This window comes from Buttiauxella sp. AC142, assembly GCF_979253435.1.
Map to the genome: position 1 here is coordinate 353,703 of NZ_CEEDCH010000001.1, position 26,977 is coordinate 380,679.

General features: G+C 49.2%; 27 protein-coding genes, 1 tRNA gene and 1 pseudogene. 7 read left to right on the plus strand and 22 right to left on the minus strand.

Annotated features, from left to right (window positions below):
* The first annotated feature begins 23 nt into the window (after positions 1 to 23).
* Complete coding sequence (locus tag AC0IWZ_RS01600) at positions 24 to 1,331, plus strand: L-cysteine desulfidase family protein (RefSeq protein ID WP_471678314.1); 1,308 nt, start codon at positions 24 to 26, stop codon at positions 1,329 to 1,331.
* Between the two features lies 1 nt (position 1,332).
* Here the strand turns inward: AC0IWZ_RS01600 and AC0IWZ_RS01605 are convergent, their stop codons facing one another.
* Complete coding sequence (locus tag AC0IWZ_RS01605) at positions 1,333 to 1,503, minus strand: hypothetical protein (RefSeq protein ID WP_226812040.1); 171 nt, start codon at positions 1,501 to 1,503, stop codon at positions 1,333 to 1,335.
* A gap of 33 nt (positions 1,504 to 1,536) precedes the next feature.
* Positions 1,537 to 2,238, minus strand: coding sequence for a pirin family protein (locus AC0IWZ_RS01610; protein ID WP_471678313.1), 702 nt, complete (start codon positions 2,236 to 2,238; stop codon positions 1,537 to 1,539).
* Positions 2,239 to 2,344: 106 nt separating this feature from the next.
* Between AC0IWZ_RS01610 and AC0IWZ_RS01615 the strand changes: the two genes are divergently transcribed.
* Positions 2,345 to 3,235, plus strand: a complete 891-nt coding sequence (locus AC0IWZ_RS01615; RefSeq protein ID WP_115631164.1) for a LysR family transcriptional regulator — start codon at positions 2,345 to 2,347, stop codon at positions 3,233 to 3,235.
* Positions 3,236 to 3,333: 98 nt separating this feature from the next.
* Here the strand turns inward: AC0IWZ_RS01615 and AC0IWZ_RS01620 are convergent, their stop codons facing one another.
* From AC0IWZ_RS01620 to AC0IWZ_RS01670, 11 genes are all read right to left on the minus strand, one after another.
* Positions 3,334 to 3,717 (minus strand): DUF805 domain-containing protein, encoded by a 384-nt coding sequence (locus AC0IWZ_RS01620; protein ID WP_034493026.1) that lies wholly within the window; start codon positions 3,715 to 3,717, stop codon positions 3,334 to 3,336.
* A gap of 104 nt (positions 3,718 to 3,821) precedes the next feature.
* Positions 3,822 to 4,814 carry a glutathione S-transferase family protein gene (locus AC0IWZ_RS01625; protein ID WP_471678312.1) on the minus strand — a complete coding sequence of 331 codons (993 nt, stop codon included), beginning with the start codon at positions 4,812 to 4,814 and terminating at the stop codon, positions 3,822 to 3,824.
* Between the two features lie 82 nt (positions 4,815 to 4,896).
* Positions 4,897 to 5,289 carry a DoxX family protein gene (locus AC0IWZ_RS01630; protein WP_034493031.1) on the minus strand — a complete coding sequence of 131 codons (393 nt, stop codon included), beginning with the start codon at positions 5,287 to 5,289 and terminating at the stop codon, positions 4,897 to 4,899.
* Between the two features lie 199 nt (positions 5,290 to 5,488).
* Positions 5,489 to 5,779 carry a YqjK-like family protein gene (locus AC0IWZ_RS01635; protein WP_471678311.1) on the minus strand — a complete coding sequence of 97 codons (291 nt, stop codon included), beginning with the start codon at positions 5,777 to 5,779 and terminating at the stop codon, positions 5,489 to 5,491.
* Complete coding sequence (locus tag AC0IWZ_RS01640; RefSeq protein WP_034493038.1) at positions 5,776 to 6,174, minus strand: phage holin family protein; 399 nt, start codon at positions 6,172 to 6,174, stop codon at positions 5,776 to 5,778. The genes AC0IWZ_RS01635 and AC0IWZ_RS01640 overlap by 4 nt, the downstream gene beginning before the upstream one ends.
* A gap of 2 nt (positions 6,175 to 6,176) precedes the next feature.
* Entirely contained in the window at positions 6,177 to 6,482 is a 306-nt protein-coding gene (locus AC0IWZ_RS01645) for an ElaB/YgaM/YqjD family protein (protein ID WP_034461328.1), read from the minus strand.
* A 43-nt stretch (positions 6,483 to 6,525) separates the two neighbouring features.
* Positions 6,526 to 6,894: a DUF1090 domain-containing protein gene (locus tag AC0IWZ_RS01650; protein WP_034493041.1), complete on the minus strand. Its 369-nt coding sequence runs from the start codon at positions 6,892 to 6,894 to the stop codon at positions 6,526 to 6,528.
* A gap of 169 nt (positions 6,895 to 7,063) precedes the next feature.
* Entirely contained in the window at positions 7,064 to 7,441 is a 378-nt protein-coding gene (gene mzrA, locus AC0IWZ_RS01655) for an EnvZ/OmpR regulon moderator MzrA (protein ID WP_410373646.1), read from the minus strand.
* A gap of 12 nt (positions 7,442 to 7,453) precedes the next feature.
* The gene (gene yqjA, locus AC0IWZ_RS01660) at positions 7,454 to 8,116 is read right to left on the minus strand and encodes a DedA family general envelope maintenance protein YqjA (protein ID WP_034493047.1); all 663 of its coding nucleotides are present in this window, start codon (positions 8,114 to 8,116) and stop codon (positions 7,454 to 7,456) included.
* A gap of 335 nt (positions 8,117 to 8,451) precedes the next feature.
* On the minus strand, positions 8,452 to 9,228 hold the full coding sequence (gene exuR, locus AC0IWZ_RS01665; RefSeq protein WP_034493050.1) for a transcriptional regulator ExuR: 777 nt from the start codon (positions 9,226 to 9,228) through the stop codon (positions 8,452 to 8,454).
* A 127-nt stretch (positions 9,229 to 9,355) separates the two neighbouring features.
* A complete protein-coding gene (locus tag AC0IWZ_RS01670) occupies positions 9,356 to 10,651 on the minus strand; it encodes an MFS transporter (protein ID WP_034493053.1) in 1,296 nt (431 codons plus the stop codon).
* 487 nt (positions 10,652 to 11,138) lie between these two features.
* Here AC0IWZ_RS01670 and uxaC point away from each other — a divergent pair, with 487 nt between their 5' ends.
* The 3 genes from uxaC (at position 11,139) to AC0IWZ_RS01685 (ending at position 14,688) form a co-directional block, all read left to right on the plus strand.
* The gene (gene uxaC / locus AC0IWZ_RS01675; RefSeq protein ID WP_410373647.1) at positions 11,139 to 12,548 is read left to right on the plus strand and encodes a glucuronate isomerase; all 1,410 of its coding nucleotides are present in this window, start codon (positions 11,139 to 11,141) and stop codon (positions 12,546 to 12,548) included.
* 18 nt (positions 12,549 to 12,566) lie between these two features.
* Positions 12,567 to 14,054, plus strand: coding sequence for a UxaA family hydrolase (locus tag AC0IWZ_RS01680; protein ID WP_471678310.1), 1,488 nt, complete (start codon positions 12,567 to 12,569; stop codon positions 14,052 to 14,054).
* 88 nt (positions 14,055 to 14,142) lie between these two features.
* Positions 14,143 to 14,688 carry a YgjV family protein gene (locus AC0IWZ_RS01685; RefSeq protein ID WP_034493058.1) on the plus strand — a complete coding sequence of 182 codons (546 nt, stop codon included), beginning with the start codon at positions 14,143 to 14,145 and terminating at the stop codon, positions 14,686 to 14,688.
* A gap of 33 nt (positions 14,689 to 14,721) precedes the next feature.
* Here AC0IWZ_RS01685 and sstT read toward each other — a convergent pair whose 3' ends face one another.
* The 3 genes from sstT to AC0IWZ_RS01700 all read right to left on the minus strand — a co-directional run bounded on the left by sstT (position 14,722) and on the right by AC0IWZ_RS01700 (position 18,478).
* Positions 14,722 to 15,966: a serine/threonine transporter SstT gene (sstT, locus tag AC0IWZ_RS01690; protein ID WP_410373648.1), complete on the minus strand. Its 1,245-nt coding sequence runs from the start codon at positions 15,964 to 15,966 to the stop codon at positions 14,722 to 14,724.
* Positions 15,967 to 16,266: 300 nt separating this feature from the next.
* On the minus strand, positions 16,267 to 17,235 hold the full coding sequence (locus tag AC0IWZ_RS01695) for a TerC family protein (RefSeq protein WP_034493062.1): 969 nt from the start codon (positions 17,233 to 17,235) through the stop codon (positions 16,267 to 16,269).
* 244 nt (positions 17,236 to 17,479) lie between these two features.
* Positions 17,480 to 18,478 (minus strand): Gfo/Idh/MocA family protein, encoded by a 999-nt coding sequence (locus AC0IWZ_RS01700; protein WP_471678309.1) that lies wholly within the window; start codon positions 18,476 to 18,478, stop codon positions 17,480 to 17,482.
* A 249-nt stretch (positions 18,479 to 18,727) separates the two neighbouring features.
* Here AC0IWZ_RS01700 and AC0IWZ_RS01705 point away from each other — a divergent pair.
* A tRNA-Leu gene (locus tag AC0IWZ_RS01705) sits at positions 18,728 to 18,812 on the plus strand.
* A 149-nt stretch (positions 18,813 to 18,961) separates the two neighbouring features.
* On the opposite strand, the gene AC0IWZ_RS01710 is transcribed toward AC0IWZ_RS01705, so the two are convergent.
* The 5 genes and pseudogenes from AC0IWZ_RS01710 to AC0IWZ_RS01730 all read right to left on the minus strand — a co-directional run.
* Positions 18,962 to 19,888 carry a tyrosine-type recombinase/integrase gene (locus AC0IWZ_RS01710; protein ID WP_471678308.1) on the minus strand — a complete coding sequence of 309 codons (927 nt, stop codon included), beginning with the start codon at positions 19,886 to 19,888 and terminating at the stop codon, positions 18,962 to 18,964.
* A complete protein-coding gene (gene mobH / locus AC0IWZ_RS01715; RefSeq protein ID WP_471678307.1) occupies positions 19,878 to 21,497 on the minus strand; it encodes a MobH family relaxase in 1,620 nt (539 codons plus the stop codon). The genes AC0IWZ_RS01710 and mobH overlap by 11 nt, the downstream gene beginning before the upstream one ends.
* A gap of 172 nt (positions 21,498 to 21,669) precedes the next feature.
* On the minus strand, positions 21,670 to 22,581 hold the full coding sequence (locus AC0IWZ_RS01720; protein ID WP_471678306.1) for an ArdC family protein: 912 nt from the start codon (positions 22,579 to 22,581) through the stop codon (positions 21,670 to 21,672).
* Positions 22,582 to 22,666: 85 nt separating this feature from the next.
* Positions 22,667 to 22,954, minus strand: coding sequence for a hypothetical protein (locus tag AC0IWZ_RS01725; protein ID WP_471678305.1), 288 nt, complete (start codon positions 22,952 to 22,954; stop codon positions 22,667 to 22,669).
* A gap of 367 nt (positions 22,955 to 23,321) precedes the next feature.
* Positions 23,322 to 23,426: pseudogene (locus AC0IWZ_RS01730) on the minus strand (phosphorothioated DNA-binding restriction endonuclease); the annotation flags it as partial.
* A 163-nt stretch (positions 23,427 to 23,589) separates the two neighbouring features.
* Here AC0IWZ_RS01730 and AC0IWZ_RS01735 point away from each other — a divergent pair.
* Positions 23,590 to 25,101, plus strand: a complete 1,512-nt coding sequence (locus tag AC0IWZ_RS01735; RefSeq protein WP_471678304.1) for a hypothetical protein — start codon at positions 23,590 to 23,592, stop codon at positions 25,099 to 25,101.
* 200 nt (positions 25,102 to 25,301) lie between these two features.
* Here AC0IWZ_RS01735 and AC0IWZ_RS01740 read toward each other — a convergent pair whose 3' ends face one another.
* On the minus strand, positions 25,302 to 26,969 hold the full coding sequence (locus tag AC0IWZ_RS01740; protein ID WP_208646983.1) for a response regulator receiver domain: 1,668 nt from the start codon (positions 26,967 to 26,969) through the stop codon (positions 25,302 to 25,304).
* Positions 26,970 to 26,977: the final 8 nt, after the last annotated feature.

The following is a 26,977-nucleotide window of genomic DNA, read 5'->3' on the forward strand; positions in this document are numbered from 1 at the left end:
GATATAAGCGTTAAGGCTAAAAAATGGCAAATTCTGCAATTAACCCGGCATGGGCTGAACTCATCCTTGCTGTGAAACAAAATGTGAAGCCCGCAGTGGGCTGCACAGAACCTATTTCGCTGGCGCTGGCAAGCGCATTGGCCGCCTCGCATCTCGCGGGGCCAGTGATACGCATCGAGGCTCGCGTTTCACCGAATCTAATGAAAAATGGTATGGGTGTTACCGTTCCGGGAACCGGGATGGTCGGCCTGCCTATCGCTGCCGCGGTGGGTGCGCTCGGGGGCGACCCGCTTGCGGGACTGGAAGTGCTCAAAGGCGCGCCGGTTGAGGCGATTGCCGCCGCTAAGTTACTGTTGGCGCGTGGTGATGTGAAGGTCAGCATTCAACAACCGTGCGATGAGATTTTATATACCTGTGTGACGGTATTTACCGCCAAAGAGTCGGCAATGGTGGTCATCGCGGGCGAACACACGCGAGTCATCAGAATCGAGAAAGACGGTGATGTGCTGTTTGATGCCGCTGAAGATTGCCAGGTGGAAGGGAAGGCGCAAACCTGCTCTATGGAAAAGGTAAGTCTTGAGCAGATTGTTGAGTTTGCGCAGTGTGTCCCCTTTGATGAGATTGGTTTTATTCTCGATGCGGCCTTGTTGAATAACGAGCTTTCCCGTGAAGGTTTGCGGGCGCAGTACGGTTTGCATATCGGTTCGACGTTACAGCGCCAACTGGATCGTGGCCTGATGGCAAAGGATCTGTTGAGCGATATTATGATTCGCACTGCCGCCGCTTCTGATGCGCGTATGGGAGGCGCGTGTCTTCCGGCAATGAGCAACTCAGGATCTGGCAATCAGGGTATCGCCGCAACAATGCCGGTGGTTGTCGTGGCTGAACATCTCGCCTGTGACAGTGAAAAACTGGCGCGGGCGCTGATACTGTCGCATCTGACGGCGATTTATATTCACCATCAGTTGCCGTCACTCTCTGCGTTATGCGCGGCAACTACCGCAGCAATGGGGGCGGCGGCAGGGATCACCTGGTTAATCGACGGCAGCTACAAGAGTATCTCAATGGCTATCAGCAATATGATTGGTGATGTTAGCGGGATGATTTGTGATGGTGCTTCAAACAGTTGCGCGATGAAAGTGTCTACCAGCGCCGCTTCGGCATGGAAAGCGGTGCTGATGGCGCTCGATAATACGTCGGTCAGCGGAAATGAAGGGATCGTTGCTCACGATGTGGAGCAGTCGATCCGTAATCTTTGTGCCCTGGCAAGCCAGGCGATGCAGCATACCGATCGTCAGATCATTGCGATAATGGCGAGTAAGGTCGCGTAATTCAGAGACTGGCTTCTTCTTCCGCCAGCCGTACATCTGCTTCGACAACAATCGCTTCCAGTTCGTTGAGCATCTCGTCGTAACTCAGCTCGACATCAGCGGTTGTTGTCGCAACCACAACCGCTGACACTGCTTTTTTGGCCGTTTTCTTCGTCGATGATTTCTTGCTCACGGATAACTCCTGTTGGTCCATTCCTGATACTGGTCAGACCGGTAAATCTATCAGTAATGCTTGCAATGGGGTATCTGCAACCAGCGTAATGTTAGCCTCGTCACGGATAAAAGCACCATCGCCACAGGTCAGCCCCTCTTTTTCCTCGGTGGTTGTGACCGCGTGAACGGTTCCGTGAATCGACTGTAAATAAGCGCGTGGCCCATGTAACTGGAAGCTTAACTGCTGACCTTTTTCCAGTTCAATCTGGTGAATCCACACTTGCTGGCGCAGTTGCAGGCTGTCATTGCGTCCATCAGGTGAGGCCAGTAATTGCTGCGGCCCATCTGAAAGCGTGAGTTTTTGTACCAGCGGGTTTTCGCGCTCCGGGCAGGCATCTAACCACAGCTGCATGCGCGTGAGAGATTGCTCTTTGCTGAGGTTATGCTCGCTGTAACTCAGCCCCGGTTGAGTCGAAAGCAGTAAGGCTTCACCCGCTTTGGCCTGAACGTGGTTGCCTTCGCTGTCGCGATATTCCGCTTCACCTTCGAGAATCAGATTAAGAATATCGACCTTTGGATAGGTACGCGGCTGGAACGATGCGCCGGGCGCTAACACTTCCTGGTTGAGAACGCGCAATGAAGCATAGCCCAGCAATTTCGGGTCGAAATAGTGACCGAAGGAAAACGTATAGCGGGCTTGCAGCCATCCATAGTCCGCTTTCCCACATTGTTTGGCAGTTCTTGGCGTAATCATAATTTTTTGACCTCTTTTTACACTATGACCATGGTAAAACTCTGGACGCTTCATTGTTAGCCAGTTAATCTGCTTGGTATGTTCAAATTTCCTGAATGAGAACGAGATGGCTAAAGAGAGAGCATTGACGCTGGAAGCATTGCGGGTCATGGATGCCATTGACCGACGCGGAAGTTTTGCCGCAGCCGCTGATGAGCTGGGGCGCGTGCCGTCGGCACTGAGTTACACCATGCAGAAACTGGAAGAAGAGCTGGATGTCGTACTGTTTGACCGTTCAGGCCATCGCACCAAATTTACTAACGTCGGGCGCATGTTGCTCGAACGCGGGCGAGTTTTGCTCGAAGCGGCTGAAAAACTCACTACCGATGCGGAAGCGCTGGCAAGAGGCTGGGAAACGCATCTCACCATTGTGACCGAGGCGCTGGTGCCTACGGCGAAACTGTATCCGTTAGTAGAAAAACTGGCCGCCAAAGCCGACACCCAGCTTTCGATTATTACAGAAGTGCTGGCAGGTTCGTGGGAGCGTTTAGAGCAAGGGCGAGCGGATATCGTGATTGCTCCGGATATGCATTTTCGTTCGTCGTCAGAAATTAACTCGCGCAAGTTGTACAAAATATTGAGCGTGTATGTCGCGGCACCTGATCACCCGATCCACAACGAGCCGGAGCCACTTTCGGAAGTCACACGTGTGAAGTATCGCGGTATTGCGGTCGCGGATACGGCGCGTGAACGCCCGGTCATCACGGTGCAGCTTCTCGATAAACAGCCGCGCCTGACGGTGAGCAGCATGGAAGATAAACGCCAGGCGCTGCTGGCAGGTTTGGGTGTGGCGACGATGCCTTATCCTCTGGTGGAGCAGGATATTGCCGAGGGACGTTTGCGCGTGGTGAGTCCTGAATATACCAATGAAATTGACATTATTATGGCGTGGCGACGCGATAGTATGGGTGAGGCGAAAGCCTGGTGCTTGCGTGAAATTCCAAAATTATTGAAGTAGTGGGTATGCCCTCACCCCGGCCCTCTCCCTGAGGGAGAGGGGGAAAACCGGACAATTCCCTCTCCCTTAGGGAGAGGGGTAGGGTGAGGGGAAAAGTATTATTCGCTAACGAGCCGGGTATCTAATGCTTTCGGGTCGGAACCAAAGCGATTCTCACCCGGCGTGCCGTTCTGGCAGTTAAACGCCAGAATAATCAGCCAGCCGACAATCGGGATTAACAGCAACAACAGCCACCATGCTGAACGATCGGTATCGTGCAGGCGGCGGAACTGCACGGCCCAGTAAGGCAGGAATATCAGCACACCATAAATGGTCGTGAGCAGACCTTCATCTTTCGCAATCCGCAGCCCTAACATTTTGTCCAGAATGCTCAATACGCCAGTCAGCACAAGGTTGACGAGGATGAACATCCAGAACTCTTTACGGCGCGCACGTCCACTGAAGCCAACATAATTTCTTAATACTTTGAAATACCAATCCATTTTTAGCCTGCCTTAAAAGTAATCAATTACTTGATCTGTAAGCGATCTAATTCAAGAATAGCCGTGAATGGATTTTACGTAAATCATAGCTTGGGTGAATTTTATCAACCCTGGTTAAACCGCTCGTCGCGCCCGTGTGGCTCATTTAGATCCTGAGCTGGCCCGACAGAAATAATGCCGGTTGGATTAATGGTTTTGTGGCTGCGATAATAATGGTTACGGATATGTGCGAAATCGACGGTCTCCGCAATGCCAGGCATCTGATAAATATCGCGCAGGAACCCGTAGATATTCAGGTAATCGCTGATGCGGTGTTTGTCGCATTTAAAATGTGTGACATAGACCGGGTCGAAACGCACCAGTGTTGTCCACAGGCGAATATCGGCCTCTGTGAGCTGGTTTCCCGTTAAATAACGATGCTGACCGAGGATTTGCTCGACGCGCGCCAGGGATTCAAACACTTTAGTCACGGCTTCGTCGTAGGCTTCTTGCGAAGTGGCAAAACCTGCTTTATACACACCGTTATTGATGGTGTCGTAAATCCAGCCATTCAGCTCGTCAATCTTGCCGCGTAATGCCGTTGGGTAGTAATCTCCGGCGCGAGCGCCTTTGGCATCGAATGCAGTATTTAGCATACGGATGATTTCAGCGGATTCGTTGCTGACAATCGTCTGCGTTTTCTTATCCCATAAAACGGGAACGGTGACGCGCCCGGTGTAATCGGGGTCGGCTTGCAGATAAAGCTGATAAAGATATTCGTGCTGATACAAGCCATCGCCGGTGGCATTCGGGAAATCGTCGTCAAACGTCCAGCCATCTTGCAGCATTAGCGGGTTAACCACGGATACAGAAATGAAAGACTCGAGGCCTTTCAAGGTGCGCATGATTAACGTGCGGTGCGCCCAGGGGCAGGCGAGGGAAACATACAGATGGTAGCGGTCTTTCTCAGCGGCAAAACCACCTTTACCGCTCGGGCCCGGCTCACCATCTGCGGTCAGCCAGTTACGAAATGCTGACTCCGAACGTTTGAAGCTGCCACCGGTCGATTTGGTGTCATACCAGACATCGTGCCAGACGCCGTCAATTAGCTGTCCCATGTTTTCATTCCTCTTCGTAGACGTTAAAAACAAAAAAGCGAAGGGATTAACCTTCGCTTTTAGTGAAACTAAGTATAGAGCCTTACCAGTTTTTCTTCAGCAGGCGGTCGATGCTGTATGCACCCGGTCCGAAGATGGCCAGCAACAGATAACCACCGGCGATGGTGAAGTTCTTCATAAACATGGTTGAGTTCATGCCCTGGCTGAAATCACCGTGGAACAAGAATGCTGTCAGAATCGTGAATACCGCGGTAATAATCGCTGTAGTACGAGTAAAGAAACCGAACAGAATCGCCAGGCCGCCGCCAAACTCAAGCAGAATGGTCAGTGGCAGTAAGAACCCCGGAACGCCCATCGCTTCCATATATTGTTGAGTGCCGGCATAACCATTAATTTTGCCCCAGCCTGCAACGATGAACAGAATCGGCATCAGGACACGAGCTAACAGTACACCTGCATCATCTAATTTTTTCATTTTACTCTCCAGCGAATCTCTTGTGGGTGCTATCAGCCCAGGGATGTTTGTCTTTGCAATTTCCGGTAGTTACCGGTGACTGCGTTTGATGTGGGGAATAATAAGCGGGGCGTTAAGGGATTGTTAGCAAGGAATTCTGTCGATGTTCTTCAATATTACTGATTAATAAAAACGCCGCCTGAAAAGGCGGCGTTTTAGATTAATGCGTTTGCTGCTGGATAGTGTTGCGAACCAGGCGCCATGCGCTCCAGGCACCAAATCCGCGTCTGGCCCAGCGCATAAAGAAGCTGGGATGCTTCACTGTCCAGATAGCCATCACGCTGCTGGCAATCAACGCATAACTGCGCAGGCTCATAAATGTGAGCCAGCCCCGGTCATACGAGCCTGTCGCTTCAAGCCAGTCGCGTTTACCCGCACTTAAATCCAGCCGTTGTTGTTGAATTTGGCTGAGTAAAAATGCTTTGCGCCTTTCAAGCTTACGGTCACTCATGGCTTGTCATCTTCCAGTAGCGCACGGTCGTTTTCTAGCTCGCGTCGGGTATGGCGTAGGAGCGTGGACTGGCGCGATTTATGGAGCGTCCAGATGCCGCCAATAAAGGCTAATGCCAGCAATACGACGGTTGTTGCAATCATGGCATTCAGACGATATTGCGGTTCGACCGCCCAGAAAACCAACACCACCAGACTCATTAAGCCAAATGCGGCAAATAGCATGGTTAACCCAAGCATTAGCAGCAACTGGACGAGATGCGCTTTCTCCTCTTCCAGTTCGACAACGGCAAGTCGCACGCGCGTCTCCACCATCCCAACGATGATGGTGACGAGGCGCTGACCGATTCCGAGGACGCCTTTTCCCGGCCCTTGAGGTTGATGGGATTCAGGCATAATTAACGGCGTGTCAGTAGGACACCGAGCACGACGCCAATCGCCGCCCCAATGCCAACGCCAGTCCATGGATTTTCACGAACGTAATCGTCAGCTTTTGCCGCAGCTTCTCGGGTTTGTTTGGCAATCACATCACCAGTATCACCCAGGCGCACACGGCTTTCTTTCAGGGCTTTTTCCGCTTTGCCACGCAATTTTTCGAGTTCGGACTTCGACTTATCCGTTGAGGCACTTAGCACCTCTTCAAGGGTATCTGCCAGGGATTTCAACTCAGCGCGCAAATGTTCTGAAGTAGTATCTTTAGACATAGTTCTCTCCTGGTTTTTTATTAAGTCTTCTCAGTTGGAATGCTTAGTAATCACGGGCCTGCAAGGTCTTCAGCTCATGTTCAGCTTCGGCCAGTTTTTGCTCCCGCTTTGAAATTTTATCCGCGTCGCCTTTCGCGCGCGCTTCGTTCAGGTCGGCTTTACGCTCGGTGATTTCGGCTTTTTGTTCGGTGATTTTTTTCTGATGCGCTGCACGTAAACTGCTGTCTGTGCAATTGGCGCGGACTTCTTTCAACGCTTTATTAAGCCCATCAACACGACTCTGATTCTGGTGTTTCTCCGCATAGCCAATTTCTCGCTGGATATCTTGTTCTTTTTCACTGCACAGCGAGCTAGCTTGCGCGGCAGATGTCAGAGATAACAAGGCGATAGCCAATACGGTACGAGTGTTCATGATAAAAAACCTTCCATTGTGAATGTACGTTTAGCCGCAAGGTAAAGCACACAAAGATCCAGAAATCAGACGAAAATGATGATTTGTAGCGATTTAAGTCAAAACAAGCATAGTCAGAAACTGAGTAAAAACCCAATTCCTGTTAACAAATTAGGATTTCAGGAAAGGGCTAACCAATGCGGATGTTTTCATTCAGGACGCGAGTAAGCCAGGCACTGGCGCTGTCAGCTTCTTCTTGTTGAGCGATGACATAGCCATGCGGCAGTGTCTTGTACAACACGGCTTTGGCGGCTTCACTTTGCGCGCTTGAATCAAATTTGATCAATAAAGAATTGTTTTCAGGGGTAATGCTTTTAAAGCGAATACCGTTGGCATCCAGGTGATGCCAGACAAAAAAGCCATCAGGCATGCTGATACCCTGCTGGCTTGAGCGTATTTCAAGTGTAGATTCAGAGCGTTGCATGCCAGACCAGATAAGCAAGGCACCCAGCGCAATGGCACTGACTAACATCGTGGCTCGAAAGCCACGAAAAAAGTGTGTATTCATCGTCATCCCTCTCTAACTGCGGTTACCGTATTTTTTACGCCAGAGCACAATCAACGAACCGAACAGGCCAATGACCAGTAACACCACTGGCAACAGCATCAGGCAGGACATCAATGCATCTTCATATTTCAGGAATACCGGCGTCTTTCCGAGCAGATATCCCAGCGTGGTGAGGATCAGTACCCATAACAGGCCACTCATCCAGTTAAAAAACTGGAAGCGCGCATTATTCAGACCCGATAAACCCGCAATAGTCGGTAACAGGGTGCGAACAAATGCAATGAAACGACCAATCAGTAATGCGGACAGGCCATGTTTATGGAACAGGTTGTGTGCACGCTGGTGATAGTGAGCGGGGAGGTGCGAAAGCCAGTTTTGTACGATTCGCGTATTCCCAAGCCAGCGCCCTTGAATATAACTGAGCCAGCAACCGAGACTCGCTGCGGTTGTTAACAGTAAAACAGTTTCCGGAAAACCCATTGCTCCTTTGGCAATCAGCACGCCAACCAGGACCAGTAAGCTATCACCAGGCAGGAAAGCTGCCGGTAACAGGCCGTTTTCAAGGAATAAAATCATGAATAAAACGAAGTAAAGCATGCCAATCATTCCTGGATTGGCGAGCGTTTCAAAATCCTGGCTCCACAGAGCATTCAGTAGTTGCGTCAAAAGTTCCATTCAGTGTTCCTGGCACATCGGTTAAGACCGCTGATCAAAGTCAGCCTGGCTGAACTCGGCTTTTTTGTTGTGTTTCTTGTGTAGTTGCCGATATGCATTCCATTATTAATCGCCTGCTCGTGGCACCACTCCGTGTGAATACGACCAGACTGGTGAAAGGCAAAGCTTACACCGACAATGAAATTGCATCTAATTGTAACAAAGCTCGGGCTCATGCGTCACAGTATTTGTGCTTTGTTGAGGATTGATTTTGATGACTCGCAGAGGGGCTGGCGAGGGTATTTACAAACGCTGACACTATTGGTTGGTTTGCTTACCCTCGCGCGGGAAAATGACTATTTTTGACCGTTTGCTGCAGTATCGAGATGAATGACAGGATTATCTGCAAATAAATAGCGGTCCGCATTGAATTCGAAATCGTCGCTGGTTGCGTCAAACAGCATCTGTTTGGTGTTTTCAAGATGCTGCCACATTGCCAGTTTAGCGGCATGAGGGTCTTTACGAATCAGCGCTTTAAGAATTTGGTCATGATCGTCACACCAGTTATCAGCGGTGCGCTTATCAATGTGCTCGTGAAGTTTTTTCCAGTACGGGTTATGAATTCGCTGGCTCCACATTTTCTCAACGATAGCGGCCAGGGCGCTATTTTGCGACGCTAAAGCGACTTGTGTGTGGAAATGAAGGTCCCACTCAGAATCCTGGAAATTGTGCTCATTACGCGCCATTTCCTGAATTTCCATGAGCTTCACGATATCTTGTTTCGTGACCTGGGTGGCGGCAAATTCTGCGATATTGCTTTCGATTAACTGACGCGCTTGCAGCAGCTCAAAAGGCCCAAAGCTCGCGAATTCAAACTGTTCATCAGGAAGGTTGGTGTATTTAGCCTGGTTTGACATCACGTGAATGCCAGAGCCTTTGCGGACTTCGACGTAACCTTCCACTTCCAGCATGATAATCGCTTCACGAACCACAGTGCGGCTCACGTTCTTCTCTTCAGCAATAAAACGCTCTGCCGGGAGTTTTTCCCCAACGAGATAAACACCGTTTTCGATGCGTTGTTTAAGTTCAGCGGCCAATTGCTGATAAAGACGACGTGGTTCCATAACTTCCATCTGTAGCTCCGGGAAAAGTCCTGCGGGTAACCCTATTTGTTATACCACTTTTCAAAGTTAGGCTCTACATTGCGCAGACAGAAAAGCCGCCGGAGCGGCGGCTTTTGTAGATAAAGTGCGAGTCCGATTACGCTAACGCTTGTTTCGGCTTCTGCGAGTCGTTCAACTCGCTGATGGGTTTGTTTTGCAGAACGGTCCAGATAACGATAGCACCGAGGATATCGAACACGGCCAGCGCGGCAAACAGTGGGCTGAAGCCAAGGGTATCAGCCAGTGCGCCAACAACCAGTGCAAACAGGGTGCTCGCAGTCCAGGCCGCCATGCCGGTCAGACCGTTTGCGGTTGCCACTTCGTTACGACCAAATACGTCAGAAGACAGAGTGATCAGTGCGCCAGACAGTGACTGGTGAGCAAAGCCACCCACACACAGCAGGGCGATTGCAACGTACGGGCTGGTGAACAGGCCGATAGTCCCTGGAGCAATCATCAGAATCGCACCCATGGTCACAACCAGTTTACGAGACACAATCAGGTTTACGCCGAACACACGCTGGAACAGCGGTGGCAGGTAGCCGCCTACGATACAACCCAGGTCAGCAAACAGCATTGGCATCCAGGCAAACATCGCAATGTGTTTCAGGTCGAAGCCGTAAGCTTTAAACATGAACAATGGGATCCAGGCGTTGAAAGTCCCCCACGCTGGTTCTGCCAGGAAACGTGGCAGGGCGATACCCCAGAACTGACGGTTCTGCAGGATTTTCCATGCGCTCATTTTTTTGCTGTTGTTGGTCTGGTGATGAGCTTCCTGACCGCCAATGATGTATTCACGTTCTTCTTCGGAAAGACGTTTCTGGTCGCGTGGGTGTTTATAGAAAATCAACCAGCACATTGCCCATGCAAAGCTCAGGACACCAGAGATGATGAATGCCATCTGCCAGCTGTGCATCACAATCGCCCAGACCACTAATGGAGGAGCAATCATGCCGCCGATAGAGGAACCGACGTTGAAGTAACCTACGGCGATAGAACGCTCTTTAGCCGGGAACCATTCGCTACTGGCTTTCAGGCCCGCAGGAATCATCGCTGCTTCAGCAGCACCGACCGCGCCACGAGCGATAGCCAGACCGCCCCAGCTCCCTGCCAGTGCAGTTGCACCGCAGAAGATTGCCCATGCGACAGCAAAGAAAGCGTAACCGACTTTTGTACCCAACACGTCAAGTGCGTAACCTGCAACAGGCTGCATAATGGTGTAGCAAGCAGAGTAAGCAGCGATAATGTAGGAATATTGCTGAGTAGAGATATGCAGCTCTTGCATCAATGTTGGTGCAGCAGCAGCAATAGTATTACGTGTCAGATAACCCAGTATGGTACCCATAGTTACCAGAGCTATCATGTACCAGCGCAAGCCTTTAATCTTTCCCATTTGGAATCTCATCCCGTCTATAAACAACCACATATCATGTGGTCGTACGTCCGGCACTGCTGCCAGAGCGTTTGTTCGTTAGAGGGTTCATATCCGGGGGTATCACCCGGTACGACCCGTACCTTGCCATGTAAAAAACTGCCAGTGGCAATTCCGGTTTCCGTACCGTGATGCGCTGTTATTGATATCAGCGTCTGAAGTAAATCCATTACATGTGTATTGCGACGGCAGGAAAGATAACTTGTCATACAGCTTCAAAAGTTGAGTGATATCACAAAAGTGTCGATCAGCTCACTCTTAGGGGGTAGGGGCTTTCGGGCCAGAACTGGCGCGGGATAAGGGTTCTTTTTAAACACTATATTAACAATAAAAGTATGGTTTTTGTGACGTGCACCTCAAAAATCCACTCGGCCTCAAGAAATTGGTGTGATAACTTTATTTGCATTATGCGCAAGCATCGAACTGCTATGAACAGAGGAACCCTACAATGGCCCAGTTTATGACTGAAGATTTTCTCCTTGATACCGAATTCGCTCGCCGTTTGTACCATGAGTTTGCAGCCGATCAGCCAATCTTTGACTATCACTGCCACTTGCCACCACAGCAGGTTGCTGAAGATTATCGTTTTAAAAACCTGTATGACATCTGGTTAAAAGGTGATCACTACAAGTGGCGCGGCATGCGTGCAAACGGTGTGGAAGAGCGTCTGTGTACTGGCGATGCGTCTGACCGTGAGAAATTCGATGCCTGGGCTGCGACTGTTCCGCACACTATCGGTAACCCGCTCTACCATTGGACTCACCTCGAACTGCGTCGTCCTTTCGGCATCACGGGCAAACTGCTTTCCCCAACTACTGCCGATGAAATCTGGAACGAATGTAACGAGTTGCTGACTCAGGACAGCTTCTCTGCGCGTGGCATCATGAAGCAGATGAACGTGAAAATGGTCGGTACAACGGATGATCCAATCGACGACCTGCGTTTCCATCGCCAAATCGCGCTCGACGCGTTTGAAACCAAAGTGCTGCCAAGCTGGCGCCCGGACAAAGCGTTCAACATCGAGCAAGGCACTTTCGTTGAATACATGGGCAAACTGGCTGAAGTTTCTGATACCGACATCCGTCGTTTCAGCGACCTGCAAACTGCACTGAGCAAGCGTCTGGATCACTTTGCTGAACACGGTTGTAAAGTATCCGACCACGCATTAGACGTTGTTTTGTTTGCAGAAGCAGACGAAGCGACTCTGGATGGTATCCTGGCGCGTCGTCTTTCCGGTGCGACTCCAACTGACCACGAAACTGCACAGTTCAAAACTGCGGTTCTGGTTTGGCTGGCGGCTGAATACACCCGTCGCGGCTGGGTTCAGCAGTACCACATCGGTGCGCTGCGTAACAACAACCTGCGTCAGTTCAAACTGCTGGGGCCTGATGTGGGCTTTGACTCCATCAACGACCGTCCAATGGCTGAAGAACTTTCTCGCCTGCTCAGCAAGCAAAACGAAAACAACGAACTGCCAAAAACCATTCTGTATTGCCTGAACCCACGCGATAACGAAGTGTTGGGCACCATGATCGGCAACTTCCAGGGCGAAGGTATGCCTGGAAAAATGCAGTTTGGTTCCGGTTGGTGGTTCAACGACCAGAAAGATGGCATGGAGCGTCAAATGACGCAGCTGGCGCAATTGGGTCTGTTAAGCCGCTTTGTGGGCATGCTGACTGACAGCCGTAGCTTCCTGTCATACACCCGCCACGAATACTTCCGTCGCATTCTGTGCCAGATGATTGGCCGTTGGGTGGAGGCGGGCGAAGCGCCAGCAGACATCAAACTGCTGGGCAGCATGGTAGAAAACATCTGCTTTAACAACGCCCGAGACTACTTTGGCATTGAACTGAACTAATCAGGCTTTGAGGTTGATATGCAATACATCAAGATCCATACGCAAGATAACGTCGCTGTTGCGTTAGTGGACCTGGCCGAAAGTGAAGTCGTTACCGTAGAAGGTGCAGAGGTAACTCTGCGCCAGCCGGTGCTTCGCGGCCATAAATTTGCGCTGGTTACCATTGCGCAAGGTGAGAACGTTGTTAAATACGGTTTACCGATTGGCCATGCTTTGGCGAAGATCGAAGCCGGGGAGCACATTCACTCACACAACGCGCGTACTAATCTGAACGATTTGGATGAGTATAGCTATCAACCTGATTTCCAGTCTCTTGCAAGCCAGGCGGCAGACCGCGAAGTGAGCGTTTACCGCCGTGAAAACGGCAGTGTGGGTGTGCGTAACGAGTTGTGGATCCTGCCGACCGTTGGTTGTGTTAACGGTATCGCGCGTCAGATCCAGAACCGTTTCCTGAAACAGAACAACGATGCCGAAGATATCGACGGTGTGTTCCTGTTCAGTCATCCGTTTGGTTGTTCACAGCTGGGTGAAGATCACATTAACACCCGCACCATGCTGCAAAACATGGTACATCACCCGAATGCGGGTGCGGTGCTGGTGATTGGCCTGGGTTGTGAAAACAACCAGGTGAGCGCCTTCCGTGAAACGCTGGGTGAGTTCGATGAGTCCCGCGTGAAGTTTATGGTTTGCCAGCAGCAGGATGACGAAGTTGAAGCCGGGCTTGAGCAACTGCAAGCCCTGTACGAAGTCATGCGTAACGACAAGCGTGAACCAGGCAAAATCAGCGAGCTGAAGTTCGGCCTGGAATGCGGCGGTTCAGACGGTTTGTCCGGCATTACGGCTAACCCAATGCTTGGCCGTTTCTCCGACTACATGGTGGCTAATGGCGGCACGACTGTGCTGACAGAAGTCCCGGAAATGTTTGGCGCTGAACGTATTCTGATGAGCCACTGTCGCGATGAAGCGACGTTTGAAAAAACCGTCACCATGGTGAACGATTTCAAACAATACTTCATCGAACACAACCAGCCGATCTACGAGAACCCATCACCAGGGAACAAAGCTGGCGGTATCACGACGCTCGAAGAAAAATCCCTCGGCTGTACGCAAAAAGCCGGTGAGAGCGAGGTGGTTGATGTCCTGCGTTATGGCGAGCGCCTGAAAACGCCTGGCCTGAACTTGTTAAGTGCACCTGGTAACGATGCAGTTGCCACCAGTGCATTGGCTGGCGCAGGTTGCCACATGGTGCTGTTCAGTACCGGGCGCGGTACACCGTACGGCGGTTTTGTGCCAACGGTTAAAATCGCCACTAACAGTGAGCTGGCAACCAAAAAGCCGCACTGGATTGATTTTGACGCAGGCAAACTGCTGCATGGCAGCGACATGAACACCTTGCTGACTGAGTTTATCGACACCATTGTTGATATCGCTAACGGCAAGAAAACCTGTAACGAACGTAATGATTTCCGCGAGTTGGCTATCTTTAAGAGCGGCGTCACGTTGTAAAGCGTTGAGCAGGTGCTAACATGAAACGGCATTTTGATATTCGGAATGCCGTTTTTTTTCGCCTCATGTTTACTCACAAGGATTTGTCATGACCGCGTATTGGGTTGCCCAGGGCGTCGGGGTTCTCGCCTTTGTGGTTGGTATTACCACGTTCGTTAACCGTGATGAACGGCGCTTCAAGTTACAGTTGGCGGGTTACAGCGCCATTATCGGTATTCATTTCTTCTTGATGGGCGCAAGCCCGGCGGGCATGAGCGCGGAACTTAACGCAATCCGAACCGTAATTTCCCTGCGCACTCGTAGTCTGTGGGTGATGGGGATTTTTATCGCGCTGACGCTTGGGTTGGGACTATCTAAATTTAACCACGCCATGGAATTGCTGCCGATATTCGGCACCGTCGCCAGTACCTGGGCATTATTCCGTTGCAAAGGGCTGACCACTCGCTGCGTGATGTGGTGCTCTACCGCTTGCTGGGTAACGCATAACTTCTGGCTTGGCTCGATTGGCGGAACGTTAATCGAAGGGAGTTTTCTGGTGATGAACGGCCTGAATATTATTCGTTTCTGGCGTATGCAGAGGCGAGGAATTGATCCGTTTAAAGTCGAAAAAGAAGTGCAGCAACAAGAGGGATAACTCCCTGCCTCGCAAGACAGGGAGCTTTGAGCATTAACCGCGTAACGGATTATTGTCCGCCAGGCGTGCATCTTCAGCCTGGCAAGCCGCTGCGGTAAACAGCACGTCGGTGGAGGAGTTCAGTGCGGTTTCGCAAGAGTCCTGCAACACGCCGATGATAAATCCGACAGCAACCACCTGCATGGCAATCTCATTCGGAATACCGAACATGCCGCACGCCAGTGGGATCAGCAGTAAAGAACCCCCCGCCACACCAGACGCTCCGCAAGCACACAATGAAGCCACAACGCTCAGCAGAAGTGCGGTTGGTAAATCCACCGGCACGCCCAGAGTATTCACCGCCGCCAGAGTCAGAACGGTAATGGTGATTGCTGCGCCCGCCATGTTGATGGTTGCGCCTAACGGGATGGATACAGAATAGGTATCACGGTCCAGATTCAGCTTCTCGCACAGCGCCATGTTCACGGGAATGTTGGCCGCAGAACTACGTGTGAAGAAGGCGGTTACGCCACTCTCACGCAGGCAAGCGAACACCAGTGGGTACGGGTTGCGGCGAATTTTGATGAACACCAGCAGTGGGTTGATGAGCAGCGCCACGCCGAACATACAGCCAACCAGCACCAGCAGCAGTTGCGCATAGCTCCACAGCGTTTCGAAGCCTGTCGTTGCAAGTGTTGATGCCACCAGGCCGAAGATACCGATTGGGGCAAAGCGAATCACCACTCTCACGATGAACGTCACCGCATCGGAAACATCGTTAATCAGGTTTTTGGTGCTTTCATTGCCGTGACGTAGCGCGAAGCCCAAACCTACAGCCCACACCAGAATCCCGATGTAGTTGGCTTTCAGCAGAGCATCAATTGGGTTGGAAACCATGCTCAACAACAGGCCGCGCAGAACCTCAACAATGCCTGACGGTGGCGTGATATCTGTCGCGCCAGTCACCAGATGCAAGGTAGAAGGGAACACGAAACTCACGACCACGGCGGTTAGCGCGGCGGTGAATGTTCCCAGAAGATAGAGCACCAGAATCGGACGGATACTAGTTTTCTGGCCGTGCTTATGGTTGGCGATTGACGCCATCACTAGCATCAGAACCAGCACCGGTGCGACAGCCTTCAGTGCGCCGACGAACAGTGTTCCGAGCAAGCCGACAGCAATAGCCGCAGGTTTTGAAATTGCCGCCAGTGCGATACCCAGCACCAGACCGACGAGAATCTGTTTTACCAGACTGCCTTGTGCCAGGCGTTTAAGAATACCCGGAGATTGTGTAGCCATGAATAACCTTCCTGTGTTGTATGTCGTCCCATCCTGTGTCGGTACTCTGAGGTACTTTTCTGACCGGATGTAAAGAAATGTGTTTGCCTGGTCGAGTATAAGGAAATGTCGCGGGGTAGTAAGTAGTAATCACTGATTATTTCGACGCAGGCTAGGTTTTATAACTAATAATTAACAAATTCGTGACATTAGCAACATTTCTCACAGCGGATGCTATAAAAAGAAAAACCCTGCCACCAGGGCAGGGTCATGAAGCTTTTCGTAGGTCGGATAAGCGATAGCGTCATCCGACAAAAAATATTATTTCGCCAGTCTTTTCTGATCGTTACGGTAGTTCACAATAGCGTTAATAATTAACGTCAACGCCAGAATACCGCCCACCACGCCAAGCGAAATCGCGATTGGGATGTGGTAGAAATCGACAATCATCATCTTCACGCCGATGAACACCAGGATAATTGACAGGCCGTACTTGAGCATGGAGAAGCGTTCAGCCACGCCAGCCAACAAGAAGTACATCGCACGCAAGCCGAGGATGGCAAACAAGTTCGACGTCAGCACAATGAACGGGTCGGTCGTTACCGCGAAGATTGCCGGAATACTATCGACCGCGAAAATCACGTCGCTCAGTTCAACCAGAATCAGCACCAGCAGCAATGGCGTTGCGAACAAAATACCGTTCTTACGAATAAAGAAGTGCTCGCCTTCAATTTTATCCGTCATACGCAGGTGGCTGCGAATCCAACGCACCAGCGGTTTATCGCCAATGCCGCCTTCATCTTCTTTCGCCAGCGCCATTTTGATACCGGTGAACAGCAAGAACGCGCCGAACACATACAGCAGCCATTCGAACTGGGAAATCAACCAGCTGCCCGCGAAGATCATAATGGTACGCAGTACAATCGCGCCCAGCACGCCGTAGACCAGCACGCGGCGCTGCAATGCAGCAGGAACAGCGAAGTAGCTGAACAGCATCAGCCAGACGAAGACGTTATCCACCGCCAGCGCTTTTTCAATCAGATAGCCGGTGAGGAAGGCGAGGGCTTGTGTGTCTGCCACTTCACGGCCAGATGTCCCGGTGAGATACCACCAGAATGCTGCGTTAAACAGCAGCGAAAGCGAAACCCAGACCAGGGACCAGACGGCCGCCTGCTTCATGGACATGGTGTGCGAGCCTTTACGTCCCTGAAGAAGGAGGTCGATAGCCAGCATGATGACGACCACGACGGCAAAACCGCCCCACAGTAATGGAGTGCCGACACTATTCATAAAAATTATTCCTATAAAAACAAAAACGGCCAACGTCGGAAGACGCCAGCCGCTAATGCTTGCAACAGGGATCTCGCCTTCCGGCAAGGTCTCACTTACAACGTTTTAAACGTTGCTCGGTAACCGGGTGCTTTCACACCGTAATGACGATTAACCGACAATGAAGTTACTCCCCTTTGCGGGTAACAAAATATTACGAATGCTACAATCCGTCAACATGCTGCTACCCCGCTTTTACACACCTTTACGCCGATTGCTGTACAGAGACATCATCCGCCGGGAATTTCACGCCGGTTTGTGCGCGGATCTCGGTACTCAATGCCGCAGTAGAACGCGATGTCACCAGACCTGGATGATTCACTTCGTTGTCATTGACCAGACGAGCAAAGACTTCGGCTTCATAAAGCATAGTATTAATATGCTGTGGCAGCGTCAGATCCTGCGGTTTGCCGCCGCGTGGAATAAAGGTAATGCGCTGGCATTCAGAGATTTTCTCAATCACCAGCGAACCGCCTTCGCCCTGAATTTCGCTTGAGATAGTTGAGTCGCTCACTTTCGAGTGCAGCAGATTCACATCAAAATCGCCGTAATTCATCTGCACCGAACCGTGCGCATCGACACCGCTTTCCAGCAGGCTTGCGGTCGCGTGAACCGAATACGGTTCGCCCCACAGCGCAACCGCCGAGGCCAGCGTATAAAAACCGATATCCATAATCGAGCCGTTGGAAAACGCCGGATTAAAGGTGTTTGGGTTCTCGCCATCGAGATAACGCTGATAGCGCGAGGAATACTGGCAATAGTTGAGCAGCACTTTGCGGATTTTGCCCACTTTCGGCAACGCCTGTTGCAGGGCGATAAAGTTCGGCAGGCTGGCCGTTTTAAACGCTTCGAACAAAACCACCTGGTTTTCACGCGCGCAGGCAATCGCTGCTTCCACTTCACGCAAATTAGACGCCAGGGGCTTCTCACAAATCACATGCTTTTTATGACTGAGAAACAACAACGTTTGCGGGGAGTGCAGAGAATTTGGGCTGGCGATGTACACCGCATCAATGGCATCACTCTTCGCCATCGCATTCAGATCGGTAAAGAGATGTTCTACCGGATAGTCGCTGGCAAAACTTTGCGCCTGTTCCAGCGAGCGGGAGTAGACCGCGGTGAGTTTATATTTGCCACTTTCGTGGGCAGCATCGACGAACTGACGGGTGATCCAGTTAGTTCCAATAACAGCGAGGCGTATCATAAACGGGTGCTATCTCCGAAGGCGGGGTGTGTTTGAAAGACTATCACGATGTATGGGGAAAACCAGTGGTGAGCACCGCAGATTTTGTTGGCTTTTGGTGCCGTGATTTGGCTTCCGCACAGGCTTAAGAGTACAACCAACTGATGATGCGCTGGTTTTTTCAGCACTTAGCACGTAATCGGTAGAATGGTGCTTGCAAGGCGGTCTGTGACAGGTATAATCCCCAACGTTTTCCGCATACCTCTTCGTGCCGAAGTGGCGAAATCGGTAGACGCAGTTGATTCAAAATCAACCGTAGAAATACGTGCCGGTTCGAGTCCGGCCTTCGGCACCAAAAACGATGTGGGTAGTCTGAAAACCTACAACAATCAGTATGTTGTACAATGAAGCTGGACGTTGACGGCAACTACAAAATAGCCGCATCTCCGGCTTTTTTTGTTTATAAAGCCTCGGGCCGGATCTTTTCACTCACTCCTTATTTTGTCAATCTCTCTCCACGCAACTTCTGAGCATCTCGACATTGTGTTCGATATAGCTGAGCGTCACCTTAATATCGCGGTGGCCGAGCAGTTTCTGCGTGACATACAAATTTTGCTCCGGTTTCTGCATTAATTCTGTGGCCACGGTATGGCGGTAGCGGTGCGATGAAAAACGGCTGTGGCAGGCATCACTCAGTTTGGCAAAGAAATAACTGACCTGGTTTTCCGTCATTACTTTGCCTTGCCGTAACGTCCGCCGACTGAAGCGGTTGATGTTGAACAACTGATCGCCAGCCCGCATTCCCTTTATTTCCGCTTCTGCAAGTAAATGCTCCAGATAGGGCCGAAGCCGGGAGGCGATTGGAACAACGTGCTCATCATGGCTTTTGCTGCCTTCACTCTGAATAAACAGTGTGTCATAGACCAGGTCGATATCCCTGACGCGCAGATGGATAAGCTGATTCAGACGGATCGCGGTGTAGTTAAAGGTTTCGACCATCGCCAGCCAGAACCAGGCCGGATACAGAGGCGAACAATAGCCCGGCTGAGTATTCTCCTGTTCGATAAAGTGACTCAGAACTTTGCGTGAAATGAGGATTTGCTCGCGGGTCAGGGTTTTCTTTTTCCTGCGAGATTCCCGTAGCGAAGTTTTCTGGAACGGATTGATGAACTGTTCCAGCAGCCCCTGTTCAATCGCGAAGTTATACAAGGCTCGCATATGGCGCATATAGTGATTCCAGCTTACCGGCTTGATACTGCGCACATTTAGCAGGTAACTTCGCCACTCCAGTACCATGTGGGACGTCACTTCGGCGGGCAGTACATTGCGCCAGCGAGTAAACTGGTTTACCGCCGTGCGGTAGCAGTCCTGGGTATCAGGGCGTAGCAGACGGGCAAAAAAGTACTCTTCCAGGAGTTTTTCAAAGGTCATTTGTGTCTTCTCCTTCACTGAGCAAGAGATGAGGGTTATTAAAGGGAACGTCATCTCCAAAAAGCGGCGCAGGGTCGTTAAGGAGATATCCCCTCAGACGAGAGCTGCGGCGCGGACCGACAACGGCGCAATGCCAGATGTTGAGGCCGTTTTTTCGTTTTCGGTGAAGATTCAGGTTCTGAAATGCCTTCTGTACTTCCCGCCAGCGCTCCGCAGGTACATTCTGGCCGCAGGCGTCCAACCAGAGTTTGAAAATGCCGGGCGTTACCAGAAACGCCGTCCCGGCGACGGTGTGGATCCGGGCGTTGGGTTCGTTCACTTCCAAATGCTGCGCCCGGGTGTTATCAACCAGCCACTGCCAGAATGCTTCGCCCGACAGTAGCGTGTCGTCTGGTTCAGGTGTGGGGGATGGTTTTTCTACAACGATATCAGTTGCAACAACGGCTTCAGTCTCTTTCAGGACTTCCGTTACTGGCGTGATGGTTCCACTGAAGATTGCTGGTCGCTGCTGTGGGTTTTCCCAAATCAGCGAAGGGGAAAAGCGTAATAACGTGAGTTCACTGCTCCAGCCACCGCGGGCTTCAATCCGACATCGCCAGATGGCTTTGTCCTCACAAGGGATGATTAGCTGATGCGCCTGCATCTCGTCAAACAGCCGCACGTTGTGCTGCGGTACGGCGTCAATACCCTGGCGCAGCAACCAGCCACGCACAGCATCGGCAGCGTTCTTGCTGACCAGCCACAGCGCCTCTTCCGTCAGCCAGCCGTCAGAGCCGCCGTTCGGGTTATTGAGCCGGAACGTGTGCGCCAGCAGGTCGCGCAGGGCGGCGATAATTTGCTGCGGCAGCGAGGTTTGTGGGCGGTGGATAGCCTTAACCGGATCGCCACCGAGATTAAACGCCACCGATGCCCGGTCGGCTTTCTGCACCAGTTCACCTGCCAGCCCGGCATACTGATACTGTCCGTTGAGGCAGTGCAGCAGAGTGGATAATGCAGCAGAATCAGCGGCGAGCCAGTCGAGGCTTTCTGGTGGGATAAGTTGTGCAAGCAGAAGCGCTGCGGCAGCCGGATGGCGCAGATAATTACGTTGCGGCAGATAGCGGAACCGATAAGGCTGAGTCAGCGGGCCATGCCATGGAAACCAGCGTTTCCCTCTGGCATCTTCCACCTCAATATCAGTGACGAGTTTGCCCAGATCGTGCAGTAAAGCGGCGTAGATGATAACCGTCGTCCAGCGTTCGGACTGAGCGGCCTGATCTTCCGGCGCTGCATCAGGCGGAAAAAGATAACTCTGCCGCAGCCGTGCGGCGTAACAAGCGACTTCAAGGCTGTGATCGAGCAGACCGCCCGCATGAGCGTGATGGTGGTTTTCCGAGGCCGGAAACGACTGCGCCAGTTCTGCGAAACAATGAAGTGGCGTCAGCCAGAAGCGTTCAAACAGTGAGGCAGGGAGTGCGGTGCTTTGGCGAATAAACTGGATCAGCTGCTGGCGTGATGAACCAGTCAGTAATGTCTGAGCGGATTCGGGATATAGCCATCCCTCCGCGGCGCTTGGCTTGCCATCGGATGGTGTGGTTTCTGGTTTTTTGCGCGTCAGCCATATCCGCATAATGGCTCCTTTTTCGGGTAAACCCGTTACCCCTTCACTCTCTTCCCCTTAACCTTTTGGATTTTGCCTTTTGGTGCCGTCAGGTTCGGGGGGAAATTGTTTATTGGGACGCGCAAATTTATGGGAATGGAGAAAACGGCAGAGCAGGGATGCTCCACCGTTGATATGAAGGTCATGCGCTCAGCGCTAACGGCTGCTGCGCTCGTTCAAGCAGGTACTCGCAGGCATTACGCGCTAATCCGCTGGCGCGGAAAATCGCCCGTTTGTCCTGCTGCAACACCTTCAGCCACGAGGCGATGTAGCTGTCATGTTGTAGTTTCGCCTGAATGCCGACATGGGCGCACAGGAAGGCAGATCCCATTTCGGCAATGAGCTCTTCGAAACTATACGTCGGATCACCAAAGGTGTGTTCTCTACCGGTGATGCCGTCCCGGTTCAGCCGTGAAGCGTGCCCGGTGGCATGCGTCAGTTCATGTAGTAGCGTGCCGTAATAATCTTCACGCGACGTGAACTGCTCAGGATGCGGCATGATGATGCAGTCGCGCCCTGGCGAGTAATACGCCCGGTTCTGGCGTCGGTGAGTGATCACCACAGCACTTTGCCGGGCAACCTGCTCAGCGGCGGCAATGGGATCATTGACCATCACGACCGGTTGCGAGAAGGCTTCCGGCAGTCCTTCGCATTGCTGGATGTTGAACAACCGGAACTCGTGCACCACGGCGTAAGACGCCACTTTAGGATTGCCGTCAACATCAAGAACGGTGCTCCCGTTGCTGTCCACAACCTCGCGCTGCTGGGGCAGATAGAACACGGCCAATGTCGATTTTTCGCCTTTGCGAACATTACCACCCGCATTGCGAATCTGGGTGAAAGTCAGCCAGCGATCGCTTTCATATCCCTGTCGCTCAGCGCTGTTCCAGAGCAGAGGAATGTTGATGCCATGATAAAACCGCCCAGATAAGGCATTCATCGGCACCACCGGTTCCCCTTTCCGCCACGGGCGAACCCAGGGGATCACGCCTTTCTCCAGCGCGGCGATAATTTCATCGGTGACTTTCTGGTAAAGATCGTTGCTTCTGTTCATAAGCGTAACCTCATGATAAAGAAGCCGGGTACGGCGCTCCCGGTCGGGAGTCGCCCGGCACGGGGAGTAAAGGAAGCTGAGGCAATCAGCAGGTATGAAGGGCGGTAACCGAAAGATGGTTATCTTCAAGCGTTAAGCGCAGTGGCGTCATCAGCGGTACATTGCTGCTGCCGTCAGCGGGCAGGCAGTACAGACCGAAATTGATACTCTTACGGTCTGGGCCAGCGCTTTTGAATGTCAGCATGGTCGCGACAATCAGGTTTTCGAGGCGGTCATCTTCCTGAGAAGGATCGGGTGGAAAACTGACTACTTTTTCCCATGCTTCAGATGAGACGGACAACGATAAGGATTTTGCTTCAGGTGAAGTGAGCATAGTGTTTCTCCAGTGATGAAAGCAGAGAAACACCGCCCGGCAGGGAGGGATTCCCTGCATGGTGGGGTAGAGGATGTATCAGGCGCTAAGCGCTGTCCGCGAGGATGATACGGAGCGGACGAAAAGGCGAGCCTCACCGGGAAGGTGGCAACCTGAAGGCTCTGGTTGCGGGTGAAACTTCGTACAGATTAATACGGTATTAATAATAATCAAGGGTCTGGTTTTTCAGGGCGAGAGTTTGGGAGTCGTTATTCTGGAATCCACTTTGGTGCGCAGGGGTTATCAGCTATAGGGGTTAAAGGCAATTTATCCTCCGGAGGGGATAAAGCATATTGGGCAATTGATGATACCTATGAAGCTTACGGTCTCAGGTTTTGAAGATCTGCTTACGATGCCAGCCGACGTATTGTTCAGTGGGCCGTAGCAATGTGTCATGAGGAAGAGGCAATTGCTGGCCGTCACGTTGATGATAGGGAAATCACGTGTTGCGTTTATAACTCTGAAAGTTACAGAGCTGATGAAAAGGTGAACCACGTCGGGAGAGGCTAAAACTAAAGGTTTTGGTTGCGGCTCTATTTTAAACATGATAACTCTATTTTAAGAGTCTTTTAAGAATTGATTAGGGTTATTTTGAAATGCTAGAGCTTGATCTTGGCAAAATGGAAGTTGAGGACATTTTTGATCTGGATATAGAGAAAGAGGATGTTCTAAAGGTATACATTCCACTAGAAAGTATTGGTGTCACAAATTCCTATATGGATATTAGTGATGATTATTTAGAAGCATTATGGGTTGGTGAAAGATTGGCATCAGAGGCTAAGGCTGCAAACGTGGTCTATGATTATCTCTCTGAAGTGCATAAAACTCGCTTATGTTTAATGCTTTACCAACCAACCATTAGTATAAAAATTGCCATCGAAGAATGTGTTGTTTTATATTGTCGAGGTGATGATGGTAATTATGATTTTTACCAATCTGTACGTGATAAGGTCTTGGATTTTGAACTTGAATTGGACAGTTATTCTATTCGACTACCAGAAATTGCTGATGATTATTATGCGAATTTAATCGAAGGTGCTTATTGCGAAATGCTATCGGAGTCACCTGAGCTATATTTTGATGAGGTAAAAAAACACCCTGAGAGGAAGTTAGGCTATTGGCGGAGTTTCTTCAGTAACAGATTGGATAATGACTGCTATATGTCAAGTAGAGGTTGGTTAATTCCCGGAAATTTAAATCTTAATTACTTCTTTGAAGTCACTGGTCAAAAGTACCGTACTGAAAAATTATTACCAGCAGAAATACTAGTAGCAAATGATACATCTTATGTATTGGCGGATGGCCTAGTTGTATATTTCCCTATGAAACAATATCTTAATTCAAGGCTTTGTAGCAGTCTTACAATGTTTGTTGGTGATGATGAAGATGAAGAGTGTTGGCCTCCAGATGAATTCGATTGGTCTGATGGACATATATCAGGTAAGAAGCACTCCACTTTTGATAATACTTATATGCCAACTAAGAATATTAGTAAGTGTATGATAGATCATGATGGAACAATGGTTTCTGTACATGATGGAAAATTTTGGCATGTTTTATATGACACCGAAATACTTTCGATAGAGACAATAAAAAATGTCCGTGATAAGTTTAAAAACATATTATCAACTCTCTCTAAAAACATTGATCTCCCGGATAGTATTGCTTATAAATGGGGCTCTCTTTCTGATGAGGAATTTGAGCAGCTTTGTTATGATATTATTTTTAATCACCCAAGATTTAATGCTGATACTATAAGAAAATATGGTAAATCTCGCTCTCGGGATGGAGGGAGAGACATTGAAGTGTATGATATTCCGAAAAGCGCAGGTGTATTGCCTCGTAAATGGATTTTTCAATGTAAATTGATAACAAACTCGAAATCATTATCGGCTACAAAGTTAGTTGATGTTGGGGATATGCTGGATCGTTACGATGCTCAGGGATTTGGGGTGATGACATCGGCACCTATTGATGCAACCCTATATGATAAGCTTGATTCGATTTGTAGTAAACGTGGGGTGGAACTAATGAATTTTTCAGTACTTGAATTAGAACGAGTACTTTATTGCGATGATATATTGAGGTACCGTTATTTTGGTAAATAGAGTAATGGATTAACGAATGAGCATATTTTATTGGGAGTTAATACTCATGGAGTTGCAAACCTAATCCGTTAAAATTAAGCAATCACATTATTAATAAAAATACATTCCATGTTTTATTAGAAATATTATATTACATATAACTTATCTGACAATCAAAGAAATGCCGTCAATTTCAACTAAATTAACGGCATGAGTTTAATTTATATGTCTTTTGATTTTACTCGTAGCCATTCATGTTGATCCAGACCAATTCTTGAAAGATTTCCAACGATATCTGTTGTTATTTTTTGTGCATGGGTCGTTTTTATTTCCCCAATCCATTTTAATACTTTAGAGGGTGATGTATCTGTAATAGGTAATGAATAAAATGATATTTGTCCAAGGTGTTCAGGATCATTTTTTCTTCCGATTATTACTCCTTTCCCATGTTCAACAAGGAAAGTAAATGAAACTATATTAGAGGCTTTTGCTGGCATTTTTATCTTGAAGAAACCGCCATTGGCATTCTCAATTAGTAAATTATAGTTATCTTCGTCGATAGTACCTTTAATGAATAAAAAATTAGCTTTTTCATGTAACCTAACACTATCACATAATGGTTGAATACATAAATACACCATATTATCATTATCTAAAAGTAAAGTTCCTTGTTTTAAGGAAACATTATCTATATTAGAATGATATCTTAAATTCCTACGAGTGATTTCGAGGGAACATAATTGCATTAATTTTTTATCTTCTTCCCCATCTTGGCTTAAGTATTCCTTTTTACCTAAAGGCGCGCGTTCAATAGCATGTTGAATTTCTTCTAAAGAATCAGCAGAGAGTATATTACTTAGATGTTCTACCGATAAGCCTTTTTGTTTTTTTCCGGTTAATAGAAAATTCTTGCGACCATTTTTTGTATAGTGAAAAATAGGCCAGTGGGATAAGGAATCTTTGCTTAAAGATTTCTTCAGATTTTCACTTATTTGTAATGTTGATCTTATTTCTTCAGAAATTAAATCTACCGCATAATCATGAGCATTCTCATAAGCATATGGCCTTGATTCTCTGGAGTTCATTAAATTTAAAATATGGGAGACGTATGCAGTGTCTAATTTATTATTATACTTTGTTAATATCCCATGGGTTTTTTCTCTTATTTCAGAAATGCACGAAAGTGCGGCGTTGGATAACAATCCAGCTGTAAGATTAGTGAATTTTCTTATTAACACATCTGGAAGGTCTTTTTCAAAAACGTCTTTACTAATAACAACTATACACCATTGTTCGAGTGCATAGTTATCTTCAATAAAAATACTATCATCATTTTTTATTACGCTACAATATGTTTTCTTTAACTCATTGTTCAGCTTGGTTATAACCGCAGTAACATGTTCACCGGTATAAATAGAAAGAAGACGTAATCGTCCACCAGAGTTTATATCTGACACGATAATCGACTTTATTATTTCAATAGCAAATTGCCCACTATCGCTTTGCATATCCCAGTCAAGTATTGTTATATCTGCTTTGCGGGATGATGCTGTAATTATATCTCTTTCTTCAACATTAAAGCTCTTAGCTAATAATCCACAACAAGCAATACCATCTTTGGCGAAAGCTTCTGCTAGAGCCTGGTAATCAAAAGGATGGTTTTTTATCTTTGCTTTTGATTTAGTTGATTCTACCCCTTGGAATGCTAATGGTGTTATTGTCTGTATAGGTTCATCGTCGGGATCAATTAAAGCATCAATATCTTCATCTGTAGGGAAAGTATCGCTACCTGCTCCAAAAGACATATTGTCATCTACAGCAACTACAGAATGTAAAAAACGGCGAACGCAGTCTTCAGAAAGTTTATGAAAATCAGTAGAGCTTGTCATTTATTTAT

Coding starts and splice junctions, on each gene's coding strand:
- AC0IWZ_RS01615 (WP_115631164.1), top strand. CDS start 2,345: ATGGCTAAAGAGAGAGCATTGACGCTGGAAGCATTGCGGGTCATGGAT.
- AC0IWZ_RS01610 (WP_471678313.1), bottom strand. CDS start 2,238: ATGATTACGCCAAGAACTGCCAAACAATGTGGGAAAGCGGACTATGGA.
- AC0IWZ_RS01630 (WP_034493031.1), bottom strand. CDS start 5,289: ATGAAAAAATTAGATGATGCAGGTGTACTGTTAGCTCGTGTCCTGATG.
- AC0IWZ_RS01645 (WP_034461328.1), bottom strand. CDS start 6,482: ATGTCTAAAGATACTACTTCAGAACATTTGCGCGCTGAGTTGAAATCC.
- AC0IWZ_RS01725 (WP_471678305.1), bottom strand. CDS start 22,954: ATGCTCACTTCACCTGAAGCAAAATCCTTATCGTTGTCCGTCTCATCT.
- AC0IWZ_RS01685 (WP_034493058.1), top strand. CDS start 14,143: ATGACCGCGTATTGGGTTGCCCAGGGCGTCGGGGTTCTCGCCTTTGTG.
- AC0IWZ_RS01735 (WP_471678304.1), top strand. CDS start 23,590: ATGCTAGAGCTTGATCTTGGCAAAATGGAAGTTGAGGACATTTTTGAT.
- AC0IWZ_RS01635 (WP_471678311.1), bottom strand. CDS start 5,779: ATGAGTGACCGTAAGCTTGAAAGGCGCAAAGCATTTTTACTCAGCCAA.
- AC0IWZ_RS01650 (WP_034493041.1), bottom strand. CDS start 6,894: ATGAACACTCGTACCGTATTGGCTATCGCCTTGTTATCTCTGACATCT.
- uxaC (WP_410373647.1), top strand. CDS start 11,139: ATGGCCCAGTTTATGACTGAAGATTTTCTCCTTGATACCGAATTCGCT.
- sstT (WP_410373648.1), bottom strand. CDS start 15,966: ATGGCTACACAATCTCCGGGTATTCTTAAACGCCTGGCACAAGGCAGT.
- mobH (WP_471678307.1), bottom strand. CDS start 21,497: ATGCGGATATGGCTGACGCGCAAAAAACCAGAAACCACACCATCCGAT.
- mzrA (WP_410373646.1), bottom strand. CDS start 7,441: ATGAATACACACTTTTTTCGTGGCTTTCGAGCCACGATGTTAGTCAGT.
- AC0IWZ_RS01670 (WP_034493053.1), bottom strand. CDS start 10,651: ATGGGAAAGATTAAAGGCTTGCGCTGGTACATGATAGCTCTGGTAACT.
- AC0IWZ_RS01680 (WP_471678310.1), top strand. CDS start 12,567: ATGCAATACATCAAGATCCATACGCAAGATAACGTCGCTGTTGCGTTA.
- AC0IWZ_RS01720 (WP_471678306.1), bottom strand. CDS start 22,581: ATGAACAGAAGCAACGATCTTTACCAGAAAGTCACCGATGAAATTATC.
- AC0IWZ_RS01600 (WP_471678314.1), top strand. CDS start 24: ATGGCAAATTCTGCAATTAACCCGGCATGGGCTGAACTCATCCTTGCT.
- AC0IWZ_RS01700 (WP_471678309.1), bottom strand. CDS start 18,478: ATGATACGCCTCGCTGTTATTGGAACTAACTGGATCACCCGTCAGTTC.
- exuR (WP_034493050.1), bottom strand. CDS start 9,228: ATGGAAGTTATGGAACCACGTCGTCTTTATCAGCAATTGGCCGCTGAA.
- AC0IWZ_RS01625 (WP_471678312.1), bottom strand. CDS start 4,814: ATGGGACAGCTAATTGACGGCGTCTGGCACGATGTCTGGTATGACACC.
- AC0IWZ_RS01640 (WP_034493038.1), bottom strand. CDS start 6,174: ATGCCTGAATCCCATCAACCTCAAGGGCCGGGAAAAGGCGTCCTCGGA.
- AC0IWZ_RS01620 (WP_034493026.1), bottom strand. CDS start 3,717: ATGGATTGGTATTTCAAAGTATTAAGAAATTATGTTGGCTTCAGTGGA.
- AC0IWZ_RS01740 (WP_208646983.1), bottom strand. CDS start 26,969: ATGACAAGCTCTACTGATTTTCATAAACTTTCTGAAGACTGCGTTCGC.
- AC0IWZ_RS01710 (WP_471678308.1), bottom strand. CDS start 19,888: ATGACCTTTGAAAAACTCCTGGAAGAGTACTTTTTTGCCCGTCTGCTA.
- AC0IWZ_RS01695 (WP_034493062.1), bottom strand. CDS start 17,235: ATGAATAGTGTCGGCACTCCATTACTGTGGGGCGGTTTTGCCGTCGTG.
- yqjA (WP_034493047.1), bottom strand. CDS start 8,116: ATGGAACTTTTGACGCAACTACTGAATGCTCTGTGGAGCCAGGATTTT.